Source organism: Serratia quinivorans, assembly GCF_946227985.1.
Lineage (GTDB): Bacteria > Pseudomonadota > Gammaproteobacteria > Enterobacterales > Enterobacteriaceae > Serratia > Serratia quinivorans_A.
Window position 1 is genome coordinate 50,730 of record NZ_CAMKGL010000007.1, and the last position, 19,613, is coordinate 70,342.

A 19,613-nucleotide genomic window follows, 5' to 3' on the forward strand; every position below is an offset into this window, starting at 1 on the left:
TGAAAAAGGGTGCTCATGGATCCGTCGCCAACAACCAACAGGCGGGGCGAACCCCGCCGTTGGGTTGCCTTACCCTTCGGTTTCGTAAGCCAAAATGGCGGCAACCTCCGTGTCTCCCAGTGTGATGCGCAGTTCACATAGCGAACCACGGGTGATCCACATCAGCGCTATCAGCGTGATGCAGATAATCATCAGCCTCAGAACGACCCGTTCTTGCTGCATTTTTGACCTCCTTATCCTTGCCTTGCGGCGGGGAAGAGGCTAACCTGACGTTGCTAAGCGTTCAGAGTGGCCTCGGGTTGATTACATCGACTCGGGGCCTTTCTCTTTCTATCCGTTATCAATACAAGGCTCCGGACAGAAAGATCCAGAGCACCCATCCGCAGTCTATCCGATTATCCCCGGGGTTAAATTAGCCGTTCTGGTAACCTTGCGGTGTGCCACGCAGTTTAAGCAGAAATAGAAAAGGGGCGATGATTATCGCCCCTCAAATTGCTGATTAAGTTCTTTGCAGTTACGCGGCTTCGGTGTGTTTCAGGCGCTTATCCTGCTTGAGTGACTTTTCCGGCTTGCTGGCCGCCAGCGCATCCGGTTCGAAGTCATCCACGTTGATGGAGCGCAGACGGCTCTCCTCGGCTTTCACCAGGATCTTCGCCTCGTCGGCGCTGATCTTGCCTTCTTCCAGTGCACGTTGTGCCAGACGATCCAGTCGGGTGAACGGCAGGTTCTTGCCGGCCGCCTTGCACAGACGGTCGTGAATCGGTTCGGCGGCGATCACGTCAGCCAGTGCGGCTTCCAGCAGGCCAACCGGGTTGTGCTCGCTGGGTGTCAGATACTGGCCACGGCCCAGACGGCTACGGGTAGCAGACGGCTGTTGGATAATCTTGGCCAATTGGTGATCCAGACGGTCAGACGGTGCAGTATGGACACGGCCTAACGGGAAGACGACCAGGCGCATCACTCCGGCGATAAAGCGGTTCGGGAAGTTGCGCAGCAGATCGTCCAGCGCCTGTTCTGCCTGATGCAGACTGTCCTGTACGGCCCAATGTACCAGCGGTAAATCTTCTTTCTGACGGCCTTCATCTTCAAAACGTTTCAGTGCCGCAGAAGCCAGATACATTTGGCTGAGGATATCCCCCAGACGGGCGGAGATACGCTCACGGCGCTTCAGGCTGCCACCCAGCACGCCCATGGAAACGTCTGACAACAGTGCCAGGTTAGCGCTCAGGCGGTTCAACTGTTGGTAGTAACGACGAGTCGCGTCTTTGGTTGGTGTGCTGCTGGTGCGACCGTTAGTCAGGCCCAGCCAGAAGCTGCGCACCTTGTTGCTGCCCACGTGGCCCAGATGGCCGAACAGCAATTTGTCATAGGCGTTCAGGTCGTTCTTCTGCGCTGCAGCCATTTCGTCCAGCACGTAAGGATGGCAGCGAATAGCCCCCTGACCGAAGATCATCATGGTACGGGTCAGGATATTGGCACCTTCTACCGTGATGGCGATAGGCGCGCCCTGATAGGCTCGGGCCAGGAAGTTGGATTTACCCAGCATGATGCCTTTACCGCCGGCGATATCCATTGCATCAATGATTGCCTGCTGGCCGCGATGGGTACAATGGTATTTCACGATGGCCGACAGCACGGCCGGTTTCTCGCCCAGCATCAGGCCACTGGTGATAAGCGTAGCTGCAGCGTCCATCACATAGGTGTTACCGGCGATACGCGCCAGTGGCTCTTCGATACCTTCCATCTTGCCGATTGAGAGCTTGAACTGACGGCGGATATGGGCGTATGCCCCAATCGCCAGTGCCATGGACTTCACGCTACCGGTCGAGTTGGAAGGCAGGGTGATGCCACGGCCTACCGACAGGCACTCAACCAGCATACGCCAGCCCTGACCGGCCATTTTTGGCCCGCCGATGATGTAATCAATAGGGACGAACACGTCATTGCCGCGAGTCGGGCCGTTTTGGAACGGCACGTTCAGCGGGAAGTGGCGGTTACCGATTTCAACACCTGGGGTGCTGGTTGGGATTAGCGCACAGGTGATGCCCGGTGATTCGTTATCGCCCAGCAGGTGATTCGGGTCATACAGTTTGAACGCCAGGCCCAGCACGGTAGCAACCGGTGCCAGCGTGATATAGCGTTTGTTCCAGGTCAGGCGCATGCCCAGTACCTGTTCGCCTTGCCATTCACCCATGCAGACGGTGCCGACGTCCGGAATGGCCCCGGCATCGGAACCGGCTTCCGGGCTGGTCAGGGCGAAACAAGGGATCTCGTCGCCGCGCGCCAGGCCTGGCAGGTAATGGTTTTTCTGTTCGTCAGTACCGTAATGCTGCAGCAATTCGCCAGGACCAAGGGAGTTTGGCACGCCGACGGTGATGGCCAGAATGCCGGAAACGCCGGACAGTTTTTGCAGCACGCGCGCCTGAGCATAAGGAGAGAAATCCAGGCCGCCGTACTCTTTCTTGATGATCATCGCGAAGAAGCGGTGTTCTTTCAGGTATGCCCACAGTTCCGGCGGTAAATCGGCCAGCTCGTGGGTGATTTGGAAGTCGTTGGCCATACGGCAGGCTTCTTCCACCGGGCCGTCGATGAACGCCTGCTCTTCGGCGGTCAGCTGCGGTTTCGGGTAGTTATGCAGCTTGTTCCAGTCCGGCGTACCGCGGAACAGATCGCCTTCCCACCAGGTGGTCCCGGCTTCGATCGCTTCCTTTTCAGTGGTGGACATTGGCGGCATCACCTTGCGGAATGCGCGCAGCGCCGGGGCGGACAGCATTGAACGGCGTAATGAGGTGACGTTCAACGGCAGCAGGATAATCGCCAGCGGCAGCAGCATCCAGAAGCTCCACAGGCCGATAGCGCCCATGGCGGCGGTGTATGCCAGAAGAATAAGGCTACTGAGGGTGAGGTTCACTCGGTGATAAAACACCACACCAATGAGTGCCAGTAAAACAACAATACTAAGAACCATCATAAGAAGCTCCAAAGTGGCAAGAGGTCTGACCTGTTGTGTGTATGTAATAGGTTTTAGTACAACCCCATATTTTTATCAATGCATTTACAGTTTAATTACAACTTAAGTCACAAACTGACCGCATCAATCATCAAAAACCTCATCGCTGCCTCAACCGGGCTGCTGTTTGACTGACAATGCTTCTCGGTTTTTCCCCAATCCGTTACACTGCGGGGCGGAAGATTGACGATAACAAGAGGTTCCTCATGTACCACGACCTTATTCGCAGTGAACTGAACGAAGCGGCCGATACCCTGACGAAATTTATCAGTGACGACGCCAATATCGACGCCATCCAACGCGCAGCCGTGCTGCTGGCCGATTCCTTTAAAGCCGGCGGGAAAGTCATTTCGTGCGGTAACGGCGGCTCCCACTGTGACGCGATGCACTTTGCCGAAGAGCTGACCGGCCGCTACCGTGAAAACCGTCCGGGTTATCCGGCGATTGCCATTTCCGACGTTAGCCACCTGTCTTGCGTCAGCAATGACTTTGGTTACGAGTATGTGTTTTCACGCTATGTGGAAGCGGTAGGCCGTGAAGGCGACGTATTGCTGGGCATTTCCACCTCGGGTAATTCCGGCAACATTATTAAAGCCATCGAAGCGGCGCGCGCCAAAGGGATGAAAGTGATCACCCTGACCGGCAAAGATGGTGGAAAAATGGCCGGTTCTGCCGATGTGGAAATCCGCGTACCGCACTTCGGTTACGCTGACCGCATTCAGGAAATTCATATCAAAGCGATCCACATCTTGATTCAGCTGATTGAAAAAGAGATGGTTAAGGCTTAACGGCTTTAGGGGGCACCGTGCCCCCATAAATAATGCACAGGGGCGCAGCAGGCCGCGCCCGAATAGACGGTGTCAGTGTGGTCAAGGAGTGCTGGCGATGTGTGAACTGCTCGGGATGAGCGCAAACGTACCGACCGATATTTGCTTTAGCTTTACCGGGCTGGTTCAGCGCGGTGGCCGTACCGGGCCACATAAAGATGGTTGGGGCATTACCTTCTACGAAGGGAACGGTTGCCGCACGTTTAAGGATCCCCAGCCGAGTTTCGACTCGCCGATTGCCCGTCTGGTGCAGGAATACCCGATCAAATCCTGTGCGGTGGTATCGCATATCCGCCAGGCCAATCGCGGTGAAGTTGCGCTGGAAAATACCCACCCTTTTACCCGTGAACTGTGGGGCCGTAACTGGACCTACGCGCACAATGGCCAGTTGAAAGGCTACCGTCAGTTGGAAACCGGCACTTTCCGCCCGGTGGGTCAAACTGACAGCGAATATGCTTTCTGCTGGTTGCTGCATCAGCTTTCGCTGAAATACCCGCGCACTCCGAGCCGTTGGCCAGCAGTTTTCCGGTATATCGCTTTGCTGGCGGATCAGCTGCGTCAGAAGGGGGTATTCAATATGTTGCTGTCGGATGGGCGCTTCGTGATGGCTTATTGCTCGACCAACCTGTACTGGATCACGCGTCGCGCGCCGTTTGGCAAAGCCACCTTGCTCGATCAGGACGTAGAGATTGATTTCCAGCAACAGACCACACCTAACGATGTGGTCACGGTGATTGCTACCCAGCCGCTGACGGCGAATGAAACCTGGCACAAGATTGCACCAGGTGAGTTCGCATTATTTCACTTCGGTGAGCGGCTTGGTCTGAGCGAAGGGATTGGTACTGATAACGGGAGCCGTGGTTGACGCGTACTGCGTCATCTGGCTGCTGCTCAGCACGGGCTGACCCAATACGTACTGGCCATTGGCTACGCTGACCATCGGCGGCTGGTGGTTTTTGACGAAGTAGTCATAGCCCGGTTTCAGCTGACGCCAGAAGGAGATATAGCTGGAGGAGCTGTGGCGCTTCAGGTTATTGTCGGTCATGCGGAACGGATAGATACTGATATCGATTCGGCTCTGGCCGTAAGCGAATGCGGCTTCGACGTAACGATAGATCTCGTCCATATAGGTGTTGGTCATCGCGTAACAACCAATCGATTTACATTCACCGTGGATCATCAGATAAGCGCCGGAATACCCCTGTGATTTATCGTAATCATTAGGGAAGCCGATATTTATTGCCCGATAATATTTACTGTCGGGTTTCAGATGACGTGCGTCAACGCTATAAAAGCCCTCCGGGCTTTTAAAGTCACCTTCACGGCGTTTCGGGCCGAGGCCGCCGGAGAAATTACAGATTTGGAAAGAGTTCACCAAGCGGAATTCGTTGCCCATTTTGGCATACAATTCCAGCGTGCGTTCCTCTTTGAAGATCTGAATATAAACCGGTGAACCCACTAATTGCTGTTTAACTACCGGAACCTCGGGAACCTGCTCGCTGGCGCTGCAGGCCGTGATCATCGGCATAGAAAAAAGCATCGCAAACAACAACGCGATTTTGCTCATTATTATTCCTGCTTATATTTATCTGCTGGCTCAATGCACTTGGCCAACATGCCACTGATTATTGTTTTACGGTCTTAAAACACCGCCAGATTACCAGTGTGTTCTTTTTTAGCAATATGTGTTGTGTATAAAAAAACTACAAACTTCGATAAAAGTGAATCGACAGGCAGATTTTAACGATTAGTGGGGCGAAACAGCCGGAATTTAATTGTGTTTGCTTGACTCAGGTCACTGCCTAACGCAGAAAAATGTTATGGAAAATGTTAATATTCCGCCTCGAATTAGCGCGCAAAAAATGGACGCAGGAGTTAACCAACGGAATGTACGCTACCCCATTTTGTCAGTGCGAAAGATTTCATGTTGAGCGTGATGTCGTTGCGCTCAACCCAGAGGCTACCGAAGCGGCCTCATCATCCAGGCATCGTCAGCACCAGCCTCTGGGGCCGGTAAGACGTGTGAAACTAACCAACATCGTATAAATCCTATGATTAAAATCAGAAAAGGGTTAGATCTGCCAATTGCCGGAGCCCCGGCTCAGGCGATTCAGGACGGCCCAATCATTCAGCATGTCGCCCTGCTTGGGGAAGATTACGTCGGAATGCGCCCGTCTATGCTGGTGCAGGAAGGCGAGAGCGTTAAGAAAGGTCAGGCGCTGTTCGAAGATAAAAAGACCCCCGGAGTTTTTTTCACCGCTCCTGCCAGTGGCCGTATCCTGGCAGTCAACCGCGGTGAACGGCGCGTATTGCAGTCGGTGGTCATCGCCGTTGAAAATGGCGGCGATGAGCAACTGGAGTTTGCCCATTATCCGGTTGCCGAACTGGCCATGCTGCCGCGGGAACAGGTCGAAAGCGAATTACTCGCCAGCGGTCTGTGGACCGCGCTGCGTACCCGCCCATTCAGTAAAACGCCTGCGCCGGGTACCACCCCGCGTGCCATTTTTGTTACTGCCATGGACAGCCAGCCTCTGGCTGCCGATCCACAGGTGATCATCGCCGAGCAGTTGGCAGCGTTCAACGCCGGGCTGGCGGTTTTGGCCCGCCTGACCGACGGCAAGGTGCACGTTTGCCACGCCGCGGGCGTGAACCTGGGCAAACAACCCGATGCCCAAGTGACCTATAACGAATTTGCCGGCCCACATCCAGCGGGCCTGGTAGGCACGCATATTCATTTCCTCGAGCCGGTCAGTTTGAAAAAAACCGTCTGGCATATCGGCTATCAGGATGCGATCGCCATCGGCACCTTGTTCACCACCGGTAAGCTCGATACCCGCCGGGTGGTAGCACTGGCCGGGCCGCAGGTGGAACAGCCAGTGTTGCTGCGCACCCGATTGGGCGCCAGTATCGAAGAGCTGACCGCCGGGCGTCTGAAAGCCGGTGAGAACCGGGTGATTTCCGGATCGGTGCTGAGCGGTACCCACGTTGCCGGGCCGAACGCTTACCTCGGCCGTTTCCATTCGCTGGTTTCCGTGCTGCAGGAAGGGCGCGACAAAGAATTATTCGGTTGGATCGCGCCATCACCGGATAAATTTTCCATCACCCGCACCACGCTGGGCCACTTCCTGAAGAACAAACTGTTCGCCTTCTCGACTACCACCCACGGGGGTGAGCGTGCGATGGTGCCGATTGGCAACTACGAGCGGGTGATGCCGCTGGATATCCTGCCGACCCTGCTGTTGCGTGACCTGCTGGCAGGTGACAGCGACAGTGCACAGGCGCTGGGCTGTCTGGAGCTGGATGAAGAAGATCTGGCGCTGTGCACCTTCGTTTGCCCCGGCAAGTATGAATACGCTCCGGTGTTGCGCGATGTGCTGACCAAGATTGAGCAGGAAGGATAACCGATGGGCCTGAAGAACTTTTTTGAAAAAATCGAGCATCACTTCACACCAGGCGGCAAGTTGGAAAAGTGGTACCCGCTGTTTGAAGCGACTACCACAGTGTTCTATACCCCTGGTTTGGTGACGCGCGGTGCTTCGCACGTACGCGATGCCATCGATCTGAAACGTATGATGATCCTGGTGTGGCTGGCGGTATTCCCGGCGATGTTCTGGGGGATGTACAACGTCGGCCAACAGGCCATTCCGGCATTGCACCACCTTTACAGTGGCGATCAACTGCAGCAGGTGTTGGCGGGCGATTGGCACTATCGGTTGGCGCAATGGCTGGGGGCATCACTGGCGGCAGACGCGGGCTGGATCAGCAAAATGGTGCTGGGCGCCTGCTATTTCCTGCCGATTTACGCCGTGGTGTTCCTGGTTGGTGGTTTCTGGGAGGTACTGTTCGCCGTCATTCGCAAGCATGAGATTAACGAAGGCTTCTTCGTCACCTCGATTCTGTTTGCGCTGATTGTGCCACCAACGCTGCCGCTATGGCAGGCCGCATTGGGTATCACCTTCGGCGTAGTGGTGGCGAAAGAAATATTTGGTGGCACCGGACGCAACTTCCTCAACCCGGCTTTGGCTGGGCGCGCGTTCCTGTTCTTTGCTTATCCGGCGCAGATTTCCGGTGATCTGGTGTGGACCTCCGCCGACGGGTTCTCTGGCGCGACGCCGCTGGCACAGTGGAGCGCGGGCGGGGCACACAGCCTGAGCAACGTGGCTACCGACCATTCCATCAGTTGGATGGATGCGTTCCTCGGCAACATTCCCGGCTCGGTGGGGGAAGTCTCCACGCTGATGATCCTGCTCGGCGGGGCGATAATCCTGTTTGGCCGCGTAGCATCCTGGCGCATTGTCGCCGGCGTGATGCTCGGCATGATGGCGACCGCCTTCCTGTTCAACAGTATCGGTTCAACCACCAACCCGCTGTTTGCCATGCCCTGGTACTGGCACCTGGTGTTGGGCGGCTTCGCCTTCGGCATGATCTTTATGGCTACCGACCCGGTTTCCGCCTCGTTCACCAACAAGGGGAAGTGGTGGTACGGCATTCTGATTGGCGTGATGTGCGTGCTGATCCGGGTGGTCAATCCGGCCTATCCTGAAGGCATGATGCTGGCGATCCTGTTCGCCAACCTGTTCGCGCCGCTGTTCGATTACCTGGTGGTGCAGGCCAACATCAAGCGGAGAAAAGCCCGTGGCGAATGAATCTAAAAACGACAGCATCGGTAAAACGCTGCTGGTGGTACTGCTGCTGTGCCTGGTGTGTTCTGTGGTGGTGGCGGGTTCCGCCGTCGGCCTGAAGTCCAAACAGCAGGAACAGAAGTTGCTCGACAAACAGCGCAATATTCTCGACGTGGCCGGTTTGCTGCAGCCGAAAATGGAAGGCGAGCAGGTCAAGGCGCTGTTCACCCAACGTATCGAACCGCGCCTGCTGGATTTGAACAGCGGTGAATTTGTTGCGGGTAACGCGACGGCGTTCGATCTGCCCGCAGCCCTGCGTGATAACGCCAAAAGCGTAGCGCTACCGGCGGCTGACGATCCAGCTGGCATCAAGCGCCGCAGCAACCAGGCGGAAATCTACCTGGTGCGCGACGACAGCGGCGCGGTCAACAAAATCGTGCTGCCCGTCTACGGTACCGGCCTGTGGTCGATGATGTACGCTTTTGTGGCGCTGGATAACGACGGCAACACGGTGAAGGGCATCACTTACTACCAGCAAGGGGAAACTCCGGGGCTGGGCGGTGAGGTCGAAAATGCCGGTTGGCGTCAGCAGTGGATCGGTAAGAAGCTGTTTGATGACAGCGGCAAACCCGCGATCCGCGTGGTGAAAGGCGGGGCGCGTCCGGGGGATGAACATGGGGTGGACGGCTTGTCCGGTGCCACGCTGACCTCCAACGGCGTGCAGCATACTTTTGACTTCTGGTTGGGCGAGCACGGCTTTGGCCCGTTCCTGCAAAAAGTTCGTGAAGGAGCGCTGAAAAATGGCTGATTCCAAAGAAATTAAACGGGTCCTTTTAGGGCCGTTGTTCGACAACAACCCGATTGCCTTGCAGGTGCTGGGTGTCTGTTCTGCGCTGGCAGTGACTACCAAGCTGGAAACGGCGGTGGTGATGACCATCGCGGTGACGCTGGTCACCGCGTTCTCCAGCTTCTTTATATCGCTGATCCGTCACCATATCCCAAACAGCGTGCGCATCATTGTGCAGATGGCGATTATCGCCTCGTTGGTGATTGTGGTCGATCAGTTGCTGCGGGCCTTTGCGTTCGAGATATCCAAGCAGCTGTCGGTGTTTGTCGGCCTGATCATCACCAACTGTATCGTGATGGGGCGCGCCGAAGCCTATGCCATGAAATCGCCACCGATCGAGAGTTTTATGGACGGTATCGGTAACGGCTTGGGCTATGGGGTGATCCTGGTGTTGGTCGGCTTCCTGCGTGAGCTGTTTGGTTCCGGCAAGCTGTTTGGCATCCCGGTGCTGGAAACGGTGCAGAACGGCGGCTGGTATCAACCGAACGGCCTGTTCCTGTTGGCACCGAGCGCGTTCTTTATCATCGGCTTGCTGATTTGGGCGCTACGCACCCTGAAACCAGCGCAGATCGAAAAGGAGTAATGGCCGATGGAACATTATATCAGCCTGTTTGTACGCGCCGTGTTCGTTGAGAACATGGCGTTGGCGTTCTTCCTGGGGATGTGTACCTTCCTGGCGGTATCGAAGAAGGTATCAACGGCCTTTGGTTTGGGCATCGCGGTGACCCTGGTGCTCGGGATCTCCGTGCCGGTGAACAACCTGGTCTACAACCTGATCCTGCGCGACGGTGCGCTGGTGGAAGGTGTTGATCTGAGCTTCCTCAACTTCATTACCTTTATCGGCGTGATTGCGGCGCTGGTGCAGATTCTGGAGATGATCCTCGATCGCTTCTTCCCGTCGCTGTACAACGCACTCGGCATTTTCCTGCCGCTTATCACCGTGAACTGCGCCATCTTCGGCGGCGTGTCCTTCATGGTGCAGCGTGACTACAACTTCGCCGAGTCGGTGGTGTACGGCTTCGGCTCCGGCACCGGCTGGATGTTGGCGATTGTCGCGATGGCGGGGATCCGCGAAAAACTCAAGTATGCCAATGTCCCCGCAGGGTTGCGCGGCCTGGGCATTACCTTTATCACCACCGGGCTGATGGCGTTGGGCTTTATGTCCTTCTCCGGTGTTCAGTTGTAAAGGCGGGAAGAATTTATGGAAATTATTTTAGGCGTCGCCATGTTTACCGGCATCGTTATGGTGCTGGTGCTGCTCATTTTGTTCGCCAAATCCAAGCTGGTGAACACCGGTGACATTGCGGTAGAAGTTAACGGCGATCTCGACAAGAGCTTTACCGCTCCGGCGGGCGACAAGCTGCTGAATATGCTCTCCAGTCAGGGGATCTTCGTTTCGTCTGCCTGTGGTGGCGGCGGTTCTTGCGGCCAGTGTCGGGTGGTGATCAAAGAGGGCGGCGGCGATATCCTGCCGACCGAACTGTCGCACATCAACAAGCGTGAAGCGAAAGAGGGCTGCCGTCTGGCTTGCCAGGTGAACGTGAAGCAGAACCTGAAAATCGAGCTGCCGGAAGAAATTTTTGGTGTGAAGAAGTGGGAATGCGAGGTTATATCCAATGATAACAAAGCCACTTTTATCAAAGAGCTGAAGCTAAAAATCCCTGATGGGGAAGACGTGCCGTTCCGTGCCGGGGGGTTTATCCAGATCGAAGCGCCGGTACACGATATCAGCTATGCCGATTTTGACGTGCCGGATGAGTACCGTGGCGACTGGGACAAGTTCAACCTGTTCCGCTACCGCTCGGTAGTGAATGACACCACGGTGCGCGCCTATTCCATGGCCAACTACCCGGACGAAAAGGGCATTATCATGCTCAACGTGCGTATCGCCACGCCGCCACCGCGCGATCCTGACGTGCCGCCGGGCATCATGTCCTCTTATATCTGGTCGTTAAAAGCCGGTGACAAGGTGACAATTTCCGGGCCGTTCGGCGAGTTCTTCGCCAAGGACACCGATGCGGAAATGATCTTTATCGGCGGTGGTGCCGGTATGGCACCGATGCGTTCGCACATCTTTGACCAGCTCAATCGCCTGAAGTCGAAGCGTAAAATCACCTTCTGGTACGGCGCGCGTTCACTGCGTGAGATGTTCTACGAGGAAGATTTCAACCAACTGCAGGCAGAGAACGAGAACTTTACCTGGCATGTGGCGCTCTCCGATCCGCAGCCTGAGGATAACTGGACGGGTTACACCGGCTTTATCCATAATGTTCTGTTGGAGAACTATCTGCGGAACCACCCGGCACCGGAAGACTGCGAGTTTTACATGTGCGGTCCGCCAATGATGAATGCCGCGGTAATCAAGATGCTGAAAGACCTGGGCGTCGAAGACGAAAATATCATGCTTGATGACTTTGGTGGCTAAATGCACGCATGGGCAATGAAGGGGTTAATGACGACGGTGGCGCTCAGCGCCACCCTGTTATTGACCGGCTGCGGACCGGAGCAGGTCAATCTCGATGGCAAAACCATGGGGACCTCATATTCAGTTCGTTACGTCACCGGTGACGACATGCCGTCTGCCGCCAAAATACAGGCGGAGATCGACAAGCGACTGGAGTTGGTGAATGACCAGATGTCTACCTACCGGCCAGGCTCTGAACTGAGCCGCTTCAACGCCAGCCGCGGAGTGGATAAACCCTTCCCGGTATCGGCGGCTACCACCGAGGTGGTGCTGGAAGCGCTGCGCATTAACCGCGTCACCGACGGCGCACTGGACGTGACCGTCGGGCCGCTGGTTAATCTGTGGGGCTTCGGCCCGGAAGGGCGACCGGACAAGGTGCCGAGCGCTGCCGAACTGGAGCGGCGCCGCGCCTGGACCGGTATCGACAAGCTGTCGGTGCAGGGTAACGCATTGGTAAAGAGCATTCCTGAGCTGTATGTCGATCTCTCCTCGATCGCCAAGGGCTACGGGGTGGATGTGATTGCCCAGTATCTGCAGTCGCAGCAGGTTAAGAACTACATGGTGGATATTGGCGGCGAAGTTCGTACTCGTGGCCACAACGGTGAGAAAAAACCGTGGCGTATCGCCATTGAACGGCCGACGGCCGGTATGGAGCAGAAGGCGCAACTGGTTATCCAGCCGGGGGAGATGTCGATCGCCACCTCGGGGGATTATCGCAACTACTTCGAACAGGGCGGCATGCGTTATTCGCATACCATAGATCCAGTTACCGGCAAGCCGATCCATCATCATCTGGTGTCGGTGACGGTGCTGAGCCCGACCTGTATGGCTGCCGACGGTCTGTCGACCGGGTTGAACGTATTGGGGCCGGAGCGCGGCATGGCGTTGGCGAACCTGATGGGGATCCCGGTGTTCATGATTGTGAAAACTGCCAAAGGTTTTGAAGAGCGCTACTCCGAAGCGTTCAAACCCTATTTGAACAAGAGCTAGTGAGGTCGCTATGTTGACAGTATTTATCGCCAGCTTCGTGTTGTTTCTGCTGATTGTCGGCGGGATGTCGTTGGGTTACGTGTTCAAACGTAAAAGCCTGCAGGGCAGCTGCGGCGGCATTACGGCGCTGGGGATGGATAAAGTCTGTGACTGTCCTGAACCTTGCGATGCACGCAAGAAGCGACTGGAGAAAGAGGCGCTGCGCCAGCAGCTGTTGGAAAAACACCGGATTATCTGACTTGGAAAAGCATCGGATTATCTGACTACAAGGGGCGCATGCAGCGCCCCTTTTTCTATCGGTTATTTGGCCTGGCGAAAGTTTTTCGCGTCGGCCGGTGAGTTGACCATCACTCCGTCGACCCCGAGTGCCAGCGCCTGTTGGTATTCCGCCGGAGAGTTGATGCCGAACAGAATGATGTGCGCCGGCCCTTGCGAGCGGAAGCAGTCGATCGATTCTTTATCCCAGGTCAAAAACGCCTTGGAACGCCCTTCACCCAGGGTAAATTTCTCCACCACTTCCACTTCACGCTTCAGTTCCAGCCCGTACCAGCGCGGTTGCTGATGGTCTGGCTTCAACTCGCACAGGTGCGACAGGCTGATATTCGCCAGCAGGTCGCGGGTTTTATCGCGGGTTTCAAAACGCTTGATCGCCGACGGCAGCGCCTGCAGATATTTGGCATCGGTGGAGTACACGCGGGTGCGATTCAGGCTGTTGGTCTTCTCCAGCGTTGCCAGCAGGGCTTTGCTGAACTGGGCAGGGTCTGCGTCTGGAGATTTGATATCCAGATAGAAGTTAACCTTGGGGAAGGCATTGAGGATCTCATCCAAGCGAGGAATGCCAATGCCTTTACCCCGGAACGGGTGGCTTTCACCTTTGGCAAATGACCAACCGGCGTCGACTTTCGCCAGTTGTTCAGCCGTAAAAGCGGAAACCAGCCCCTGCTGATTGGTTAGCGCTTTCAGATCCGAAGGACGGTACAACACAATTACACCGTCTTTGGATTCCTGCAGGGTGATCCAGATGGCGTCGGCACCGTTTTTCAGTGCGGTTTCAATGGCGACGCGGGTATTTTCAGGAGCGTCGGCGGTACCACCACGGTGAGCGATGATGGCGGGGGCTGCGGTAGCGGCAAGGGATATCAGGGATAAGGCTGAAGCTAACAAATAGACCGATAATGTTTTCATATAAGGCACCTTCCTGTGCGTAGCGTTATTGTTGTCAGTAACTGTGGCGACTAATTTGCCACAGCGTACTATTGAAAAATTACGCTTTTTTAACAAGTCGAAGATAATTGGGTGAAACCCTGTTTTCTCCGAATAGAGCCGAGGCTTGAGCTTTCCATTGTTGCCTGTATACTTATACAGTATTATTGGAGGCGCGATGCGTAAAATCATTCATGTCGATATGGACTGCTTCTTCGCAGCGGTAGAAATGCGCGACGATCCCAGCCTGCGCGATATTCCGTTGGCGATCGGCGGCAGTGCCGACCGGCGTGGGGTGATCAGCACCGCCAACTATCCTGCGCGCCGCTATGGCGTGCACAGCGCGATGTCGACGGCGATGGCGCTCAAGCTTTGCCCGCACCTTAAGCTGCTGCCCGGCCGCATGGCGGCGTATAAGGAAGCTTCGCAGCATATCCGCGAAATCTTCGCCCGCTACACCCCGCTGATTGAACCACTGTCGCTGGATGAAGCCTATCTGGACGTGACCGACTGCAGCCAGTGCAACGGCTCGGCAACGTTGATCGCCGAGCAAATCCGCCGGACGATCTCCGACGAACTTAATCTCACCGCTTCTGCCGGTATCGCGCCGATCAAGTTCCTCGCCAAAATTGCCTCAGAGCTGAATAAGCCGAACGGACAATACGTCATCACCCCGGCGCAGGTGCCGGCTTTTTTACAGCAGTTACCGCTGAGTAAAATCCCCGGCGTGGGCAAAGTGACCGCCAAACGTCTGGAGGAAGTGGGGCTGATCACCTGCGCCGACGTACAGCAATACGACCTGGCGGCGCTGTTAAAGCGCTTCGGTAAATTTGGCCGGGTGCTGTGGGAGCGCTGTCAGGGGATCGATCTGCGTGAGGTTTCGCCAGAGCGGTTGCGTAAATCGGTGGGGGTGGAACGCACGCTGGCGGAAGATATCCATGACTGGGAGGACTGCGAAGCGCTGATCGTCGACAAACTTTATCCCGAGCTGGAATTGCGGTTGCGTAAGGTAAAACCGGATCTGCACATCGCCCGGCAGGGGGTAAAACTGAAGTTTCAGGATTTCCAGCAAACGACGCAGGAACACGTTTGGCCAGTACTGAATAAAGACGATTTGATCAACGTGGCGCGGCAGGTATGGCGTGAGCGACGCGAAGGACGCGGGGTGCGACTGGTCGGGTTGCACGTGACGCTGCTGGATCCGCAGCTGGAGCGGCAACTGCTGCTACCCTGGGAATAACAAAGGCGCAAATAATTGCGCCTCAGACTGCTGACAAAGTCATTTGTAGCTAAAAGTACTGTTTTAGGTACTAATAAAAACAAAGAATTATGTCTTCTGGTTTATCCCAAACATCCGAAAACCACGTTTTTCGGGTGTTTGTCACCAAACTAAGGCGCAAATAATTGCGCCTTTGGTTTATCTGGAATATTACGCGCGTTCCGGGATCGCTTTCAGCAGTGCCGTCAGCAGCTTCCAGTACAGGCTCACGCTTTCGATATGCACCTGCTCATCCGGCGAGTGCGGCCCGGTGATGGTTGGCCCAATCGATACCATATCCATGTTCGGGTACGGCTTTTTGAACAGACCGCATTCCAGACCGGCGTGGATCACCATGATGTTCGGCGTCTTGTTGAACAGATCCTGATAAATTTCGCGCACCAGATGCATCACCGGTGAGTCCGCGTCTGGCTGCCAGCCTGGGTAGCCGCCTTTTGGTGATACTTTAGCGTTGGCCAACTGGCCCAGTGCGGTCAGCATGCCGACAACGTAGTCTTTACCGCTGTCGATCAGTGAGCGGATCAGGCAGATGATTTCTGCTTCGCTGTCGCTGGTGGTAACTACGCCCACGTTCAGTGAGGTTTCCACCACGCCTTTCACCGCGTCGCTCATGCGGATCACACCGTTTGGCGTGCCATTGAGCAGCGCCACAAAACGCTGTTGGCTATCGGTAGTCATCGCCTGAGAGGGACTGGTGACAGGCTCCAGCAAAACGGTAATGTTCTTCTCTTTGGCTGCCAGCTCGTTTTGCAGGGTAGCCAGGAACGCCTGGCTCAGCGCTTTCAGCGCATCGGCTTTCTCGGCCGGCACGGCAACCACCGCAGAGGCTTCACGCGGAATAGCATTGCGCAGCGTACCACCGTTCAGGTCCAGCAGGCGCAGGTTCAGCTCGGCGCTATGGTCGAACAGGAAGCGCGCCAGCAGTTTGTTGGCGTTGCCCAGCCCAACGTGGATATCCGCGCCAGAGTGGCCGCCTTTCAGGCCTTTGATCGTCAGCTTCAGGGTCTGATAACCGGCAGGCACGGCTTCGCGCTGCAGTGGCAGGGTGGTGATGAAATCAATACCCCCGGCGCAACCCATGTAGATCTCGCCTTCTTCTTCTGAGTCGGTGTTGATCAGAATATCCGCTTGCAGCCAGTTAGCCTGCAGGCCAAACGCACCGTCCATGCCGGCTTCTTCGGTCATGGTCAGCAGCACTTCCAATGGGCCGTGCTCGACGCTGTCGTCGGCCAGTACGGCCAGCGCGGAGGCCATGCCGATACCGTTGTCGGCCCCCAGCGTGGTGCCACGCGCTTTGATCCACTCACCGTCGATGTACGGCTGAATCGGATCCTTGGCGAAGTCGTGCACGGTGTCGTTATTTTTCTGGGGCACCATGTCCAGGTGCGCTTGCAGAGCAACCGGCTTGCGGTTTTCCATCCCTTTGGTGGCGGGCTTGCGCAGCAGGATGTTGCCTACATGGTCACGCTCGGCGTGCAGGTGTTTCTCTTTGGCCCACTCGAGGATGTGCTGTGCCAGCGCTTCTTCATGATAAGAAGGATGCGGAATAGAGCAGATTTTGGCAAAAATATCCCACAGCGGCTGTGGCGAAAGTTGAGACAATTCAGACACTATAAGTCTCCTGTAACAGCATTCTCGGCAGTGCGGGAATGCCGCTCGGTTAGGGTTAGGGGCATCTGTGCGGCTTTGGCACGATCTCCAGAGAATATCACTTTATTCCGGGCGGTGCCCGTACCGTATTGCGCTGTTTAAGCGCTTGATCACACTAGTTTGGTTGGTCATTGCTCATTTATTCAGCATCAATCACCAGACGAAATACTTATGAATTCCAAGGTACAACTGGTATTTGGTGCAGTCAGTCTTTATAATCTCGCGCAACCTTTTTTCCCCTGATTACTGAGTAAGCCGCACCACTGCTGGCTGGGACACCATTCTATGAGCGAAAAATACGTTGTTACCTGGGACATGCTGCAAATGCAAGCGCGCAAACTGGCTCACCGCCTGCTGCCTGCTGACCAATGGACGGGCATTATTGCCGTAAGCCGCGGCGGTTTGGTACCGGCTGCCTTACTGGCGCGTGAGCTGGGTATTCGCCACGTGGATACCGTCTGCATTTCCAGCTATGACCATGACAACCAACGCGAAATGAAAGTGCTCAAGCGCGCCGAAGGCGACGGTGAAGGCTTTATCGTTATCGACGATCTGGTGGATACTGGCGGCACCGCGAAAGCGATCCGTGAAATGTACCCAAAAGCACATTTCGTCACTATCTTCGCCAAACCGGCAGGACGCCCGCTGGTAGACGATTATGTGGTTGATATCCCACAGGATACCTGGATCGAACAGCCATGGGACATGGCGGTGACCTTCGTGCCACCGATTGGCGGTCGTTAAGTTTACCACGCTGATTTGTTAAAACGCCCGGCAGAGCCGGGCGTTTGCATTTCTGATTTCTGACCCACAGATGCGCCTTCAAGTATGACGGGTTTATCGCGCCAGACTTAGGTACACTACCTCCAGTTTATTAGGCTGTTTGCCGCCTATTACCAGATTTACGGAGGCTGTTGTTACCATGGCACAAGCCAACCTTTCTGAAATCCTGTTCAAACCCTCATTCAAACACCCTGAGACCTCAACTCTGGTACTGCGCTCGCGCAGTAAAGTCAGTGTCGATCTGCATTCCACGCTGGAGGGGAATACCGTCAGCAATTGGTACCGCATGCTCAACCCGCTGTTGTGGGCCTGGCGCGGTGTCGATCCCATTGAAATCAACGAAGTGCTGGCACGCATTGCCGTCGCGGATGTGGAACACACCAACGACAAATGGCTGGATACCGTGGTCGGTTACCGTAATGGCAACTGGATCTACGAATGGGTGCATCAGGGCATGCTCTGGCAGCAGCGTGCGCTGGAACAGCAGGATCCGCTGATCGGCGGCCAATATTGGCTCAACGCCGCCAACTTTTACAGCATTGCCGGCTACCCGCATCTGAAAGGCGATGAACTGGCCGAGCAGGCGGAGGCATTGTCCAACCGGGCTTACGAAGAGGCCGCGCTGTTACTGCCGTACCAGTTGAAAGAGCTGGAGTTTCGCATTGAAGGTGGCAGCAGCATCACCGGCTTCCTGCATTTGCCGGAGAAGGGCGAAGCGCCGTTCCCGACGGTGCTGATGTGCGGCAGCCTGGATACCCTGCAGACCGACTATCACCGCCTGTTCCGCGATTATCTGGCACCGCAGGGTATCGCCATGCTGACCATTGATATGCCTTCCATCGGTTCTTCTTACAAGTGGAAGCTGACGCAAGATTCCAGTTTCCTGCATCAGCAGGTGCTGACCCAGTTAACCTCGGTACCCTGGATTGACCATCAGCGCGTTACCGCGTTTGGCTTCCGCTTTGGCGCTAATGTGGCGGTGCGTCTGGCCTATCTGGAGCCACAGCGGCTGCGTGGCGTGGCCTGCCTGGGGCCGGTGGTGCATCGCCTGCTGTGCGACAGCAGCACCCAGAAGCACGTACCGGATATGTATATGGACGTGCTGGCCAGCCGAATGGGGATGGCCAACGCTTCGGATCATGTGCTGAAGGTCGAGTTGAACAGCTATTCGCTGAAAACCCAGGGGCTGTTGGGCCGCCGTTGCCCGACCCCGATGCTGGCCGGGTACTGGGAGCAGGATCCGCTCAGCCCGAAAGAAGAGTCGCAACTGATCGTTTCATCCTCGATGGACGGCAAACTGATCGCCATACCGCGCAAACCGGTGTACAGCAGTTTCCACAAGGCGCTGCAGCAAATGTCCCATTGGATGAAAGATAAAATGCGTTAATTAGTTGCTAAATTTTAACAATTTGTTAAAAAGAATGGTCTACATTGAGGAGCTTAAGAATGACGTTACCGAGTGGTCACCCTAAAAGCCGACTAATGAAACGTTTCGCCAGCTTGGGGCCGTATCTGCGTGAAGGGCAATGTGAGAACGACCGTTTTTTCTTTGATTGTTTAGCCGTCTGCGTCAATGTCAAGCCTGCTCCGGAGCTGCGAGAGTTCTGGGGTTGGTGGATCGAACTGCATGCTGAAGATACGCGTTTCACCTACGCCTATCAGTTTGGCCTGTTTGATAAAGAAGGGCAGTGGACGCCGGAAAAGATTAAGGATACTGAAGTCAAAACCAAGCTGGAAACCACCCTGCGTGACTTCCATTGTCGTCTGGGCGAACTGCTGGCCACCATGGAGTTGACGCTTGAACCCGCCGCTGATTTCAAAGAAAAACTGATTAAACTTTCCGCCTGACCCCGTTTGACCGCAAGTATTCTGCTGATTTCGCGTTGTGCCTGTTGGCATAACGCGTCTCTCCTGTTACAAAGTCCCTAGTACTATTCT

At 55.6% G+C, this 19,613-nt stretch carries 19 protein-coding genes; 14 read left to right on the forward strand and 5 right to left on the reverse strand.

Translation table 11 applies throughout. The annotated features are described in order from the left end of the window. Positions 1-69 precede the first annotated feature (69 nt). On the reverse strand, positions 70-222 hold the full coding sequence (locus OCH02_RS17395; RefSeq protein ID WP_012005392.1) for a Hok/Gef family protein: 153 nt from the start codon (positions 220-222) through the stop codon (positions 70-72). Between the two features lie 292 nt (positions 223-514). After that, positions 515-2,971: an acyl-CoA dehydrogenase FadE gene (fadE, locus tag OCH02_RS17400; protein WP_261432262.1), complete on the reverse strand. Its 2,457-nt coding sequence runs from the start codon at positions 2,969-2,971 to the stop codon at positions 515-517. Between the two features lie 245 nt (positions 2,972-3,216). Here fadE and lpcA point away from each other — a divergent pair, with 245 nt between their 5' ends. Then, on the forward strand, positions 3,217-3,798 hold the full coding sequence (gene lpcA / locus OCH02_RS17405; protein WP_261432263.1) for a D-sedoheptulose 7-phosphate isomerase: 582 nt from the start codon (positions 3,217-3,219) through the stop codon (positions 3,796-3,798). Between the two features lie 97 nt (positions 3,799-3,895). Next, positions 3,896-4,702 carry a class II glutamine amidotransferase gene (locus tag OCH02_RS17410; RefSeq protein WP_261432265.1) on the forward strand — a complete coding sequence of 269 codons (807 nt, stop codon included), beginning with the start codon at positions 3,896-3,898 and terminating at the stop codon, positions 4,700-4,702. Here OCH02_RS17410 and dpaA read toward each other — a convergent pair. Beyond that, positions 4,634-5,404 (reverse strand): peptidoglycan meso-diaminopimelic acid protein amidase, encoded by a 771-nt coding sequence (dpaA, locus tag OCH02_RS17415; RefSeq protein ID WP_261432268.1) that lies wholly within the window; start codon positions 5,402-5,404, stop codon positions 4,634-4,636. The genes OCH02_RS17410 and dpaA overlap by 69 nt on opposite strands. A gap of 484 nt (positions 5,405-5,888) precedes the next feature. Here dpaA and OCH02_RS17420 point away from each other — a divergent pair, with 484 nt between their 5' ends. From OCH02_RS17420 to nqrM, 8 genes are read left to right on the forward strand one after another with little or no spacing between them, the layout of a single operon-like run. After that, entirely contained in the window at positions 5,889-7,238 is a 1,350-nt protein-coding gene (locus tag OCH02_RS17420) for a Na(+)-translocating NADH-quinone reductase subunit A (RefSeq protein WP_261432269.1), read from the forward strand. A gap of 3 nt (positions 7,239-7,241) precedes the next feature. After that, positions 7,242-8,483 (forward strand): NADH:ubiquinone reductase (Na(+)-transporting) subunit B, encoded by a 1,242-nt coding sequence (locus OCH02_RS17425; protein WP_261432270.1) that lies wholly within the window; start codon positions 7,242-7,244, stop codon positions 8,481-8,483. Continuing rightward, entirely contained in the window at positions 8,473-9,267 is a 795-nt protein-coding gene (locus OCH02_RS17430; protein ID WP_261432271.1) for a Na(+)-translocating NADH-quinone reductase subunit C, read from the forward strand. The genes OCH02_RS17425 and OCH02_RS17430 overlap by 11 nt, the downstream gene beginning before the upstream one ends. After that, positions 9,260-9,889, forward strand: coding sequence for an NADH:ubiquinone reductase (Na(+)-transporting) subunit D (locus OCH02_RS17435; protein WP_261432272.1), 630 nt, complete (start codon positions 9,260-9,262; stop codon positions 9,887-9,889). The genes OCH02_RS17430 and OCH02_RS17435 overlap by 8 nt, the downstream gene beginning before the upstream one ends. 6 nt (positions 9,890-9,895) lie before the next feature. Then, positions 9,896-10,492 (forward strand): NADH:ubiquinone reductase (Na(+)-transporting) subunit E, encoded by a 597-nt coding sequence (nqrE, locus tag OCH02_RS17440; protein WP_012005400.1) that lies wholly within the window; start codon positions 9,896-9,898, stop codon positions 10,490-10,492. Between the two features lie 15 nt (positions 10,493-10,507). Continuing rightward, positions 10,508-11,731, forward strand: coding sequence for an NADH:ubiquinone reductase (Na(+)-transporting) subunit F (gene nqrF, locus OCH02_RS17445; RefSeq protein ID WP_261432273.1), 1,224 nt, complete (start codon positions 10,508-10,510; stop codon positions 11,729-11,731). Then, positions 11,732-12,760, forward strand: coding sequence for an FAD:protein FMN transferase (locus tag OCH02_RS17450; protein ID WP_261432274.1), 1,029 nt, complete (start codon positions 11,732-11,734; stop codon positions 12,758-12,760). It begins immediately after the preceding gene. A 10-nt stretch (positions 12,761-12,770) separates the two neighbouring features. Further along, complete coding sequence (gene nqrM, locus OCH02_RS17455; protein WP_261432275.1) at positions 12,771-12,998, forward strand: (Na+)-NQR maturation NqrM; 228 nt, start codon at positions 12,771-12,773, stop codon at positions 12,996-12,998. Between the two features lie 62 nt (positions 12,999-13,060). Here the strand turns inward: nqrM and OCH02_RS17460 are convergent, their stop codons facing one another. Continuing rightward, positions 13,061-13,945, reverse strand: a complete 885-nt coding sequence (locus OCH02_RS17460) for a glycerophosphodiester phosphodiesterase family protein (RefSeq protein WP_261432277.1) — start codon at positions 13,943-13,945, stop codon at positions 13,061-13,063. Between the two features lie 196 nt (positions 13,946-14,141). Between OCH02_RS17460 and dinB the strand changes: the two genes are divergently transcribed. Then, on the forward strand, positions 14,142-15,203 hold the full coding sequence (gene dinB / locus OCH02_RS17465; RefSeq protein WP_261432278.1) for a DNA polymerase IV: 1,062 nt from the start codon (positions 14,142-14,144) through the stop codon (positions 15,201-15,203). Between the two features lie 189 nt (positions 15,204-15,392). On the opposite strand, the gene pepD is transcribed toward dinB, so the two are convergent. Beyond that, on the reverse strand, positions 15,393-16,853 hold the full coding sequence (gene pepD, locus OCH02_RS17470; RefSeq protein ID WP_261432280.1) for a beta-Ala-His dipeptidase: 1,461 nt from the start codon (positions 16,851-16,853) through the stop codon (positions 15,393-15,395). 324 nt (positions 16,854-17,177) lie between these two features. On the opposite strand from pepD, the gene gpt reads away from it, so the two are divergent. The 3 genes from gpt to crl all read left to right on the forward strand — a co-directional run bounded on the left by gpt (position 17,178) and on the right by crl (position 19,523). Beyond that, a complete protein-coding gene (gpt, locus tag OCH02_RS17475; RefSeq protein ID WP_012005407.1) occupies positions 17,178-17,636 on the forward strand; it encodes a xanthine phosphoribosyltransferase in 459 nt (152 codons plus the stop codon). Between the two features lie 178 nt (positions 17,637-17,814). Further along, entirely contained in the window at positions 17,815-19,062 is a 1,248-nt protein-coding gene (gene frsA / locus OCH02_RS17480; protein ID WP_261432281.1) for an esterase FrsA, read from the forward strand. A gap of 59 nt (positions 19,063-19,121) precedes the next feature. After that, on the forward strand, positions 19,122-19,523 hold the full coding sequence (gene crl / locus OCH02_RS17485) for a sigma factor-binding protein Crl (protein ID WP_261432283.1): 402 nt from the start codon (positions 19,122-19,124) through the stop codon (positions 19,521-19,523). Positions 19,524-19,613 lie beyond the last annotated feature (90 nt).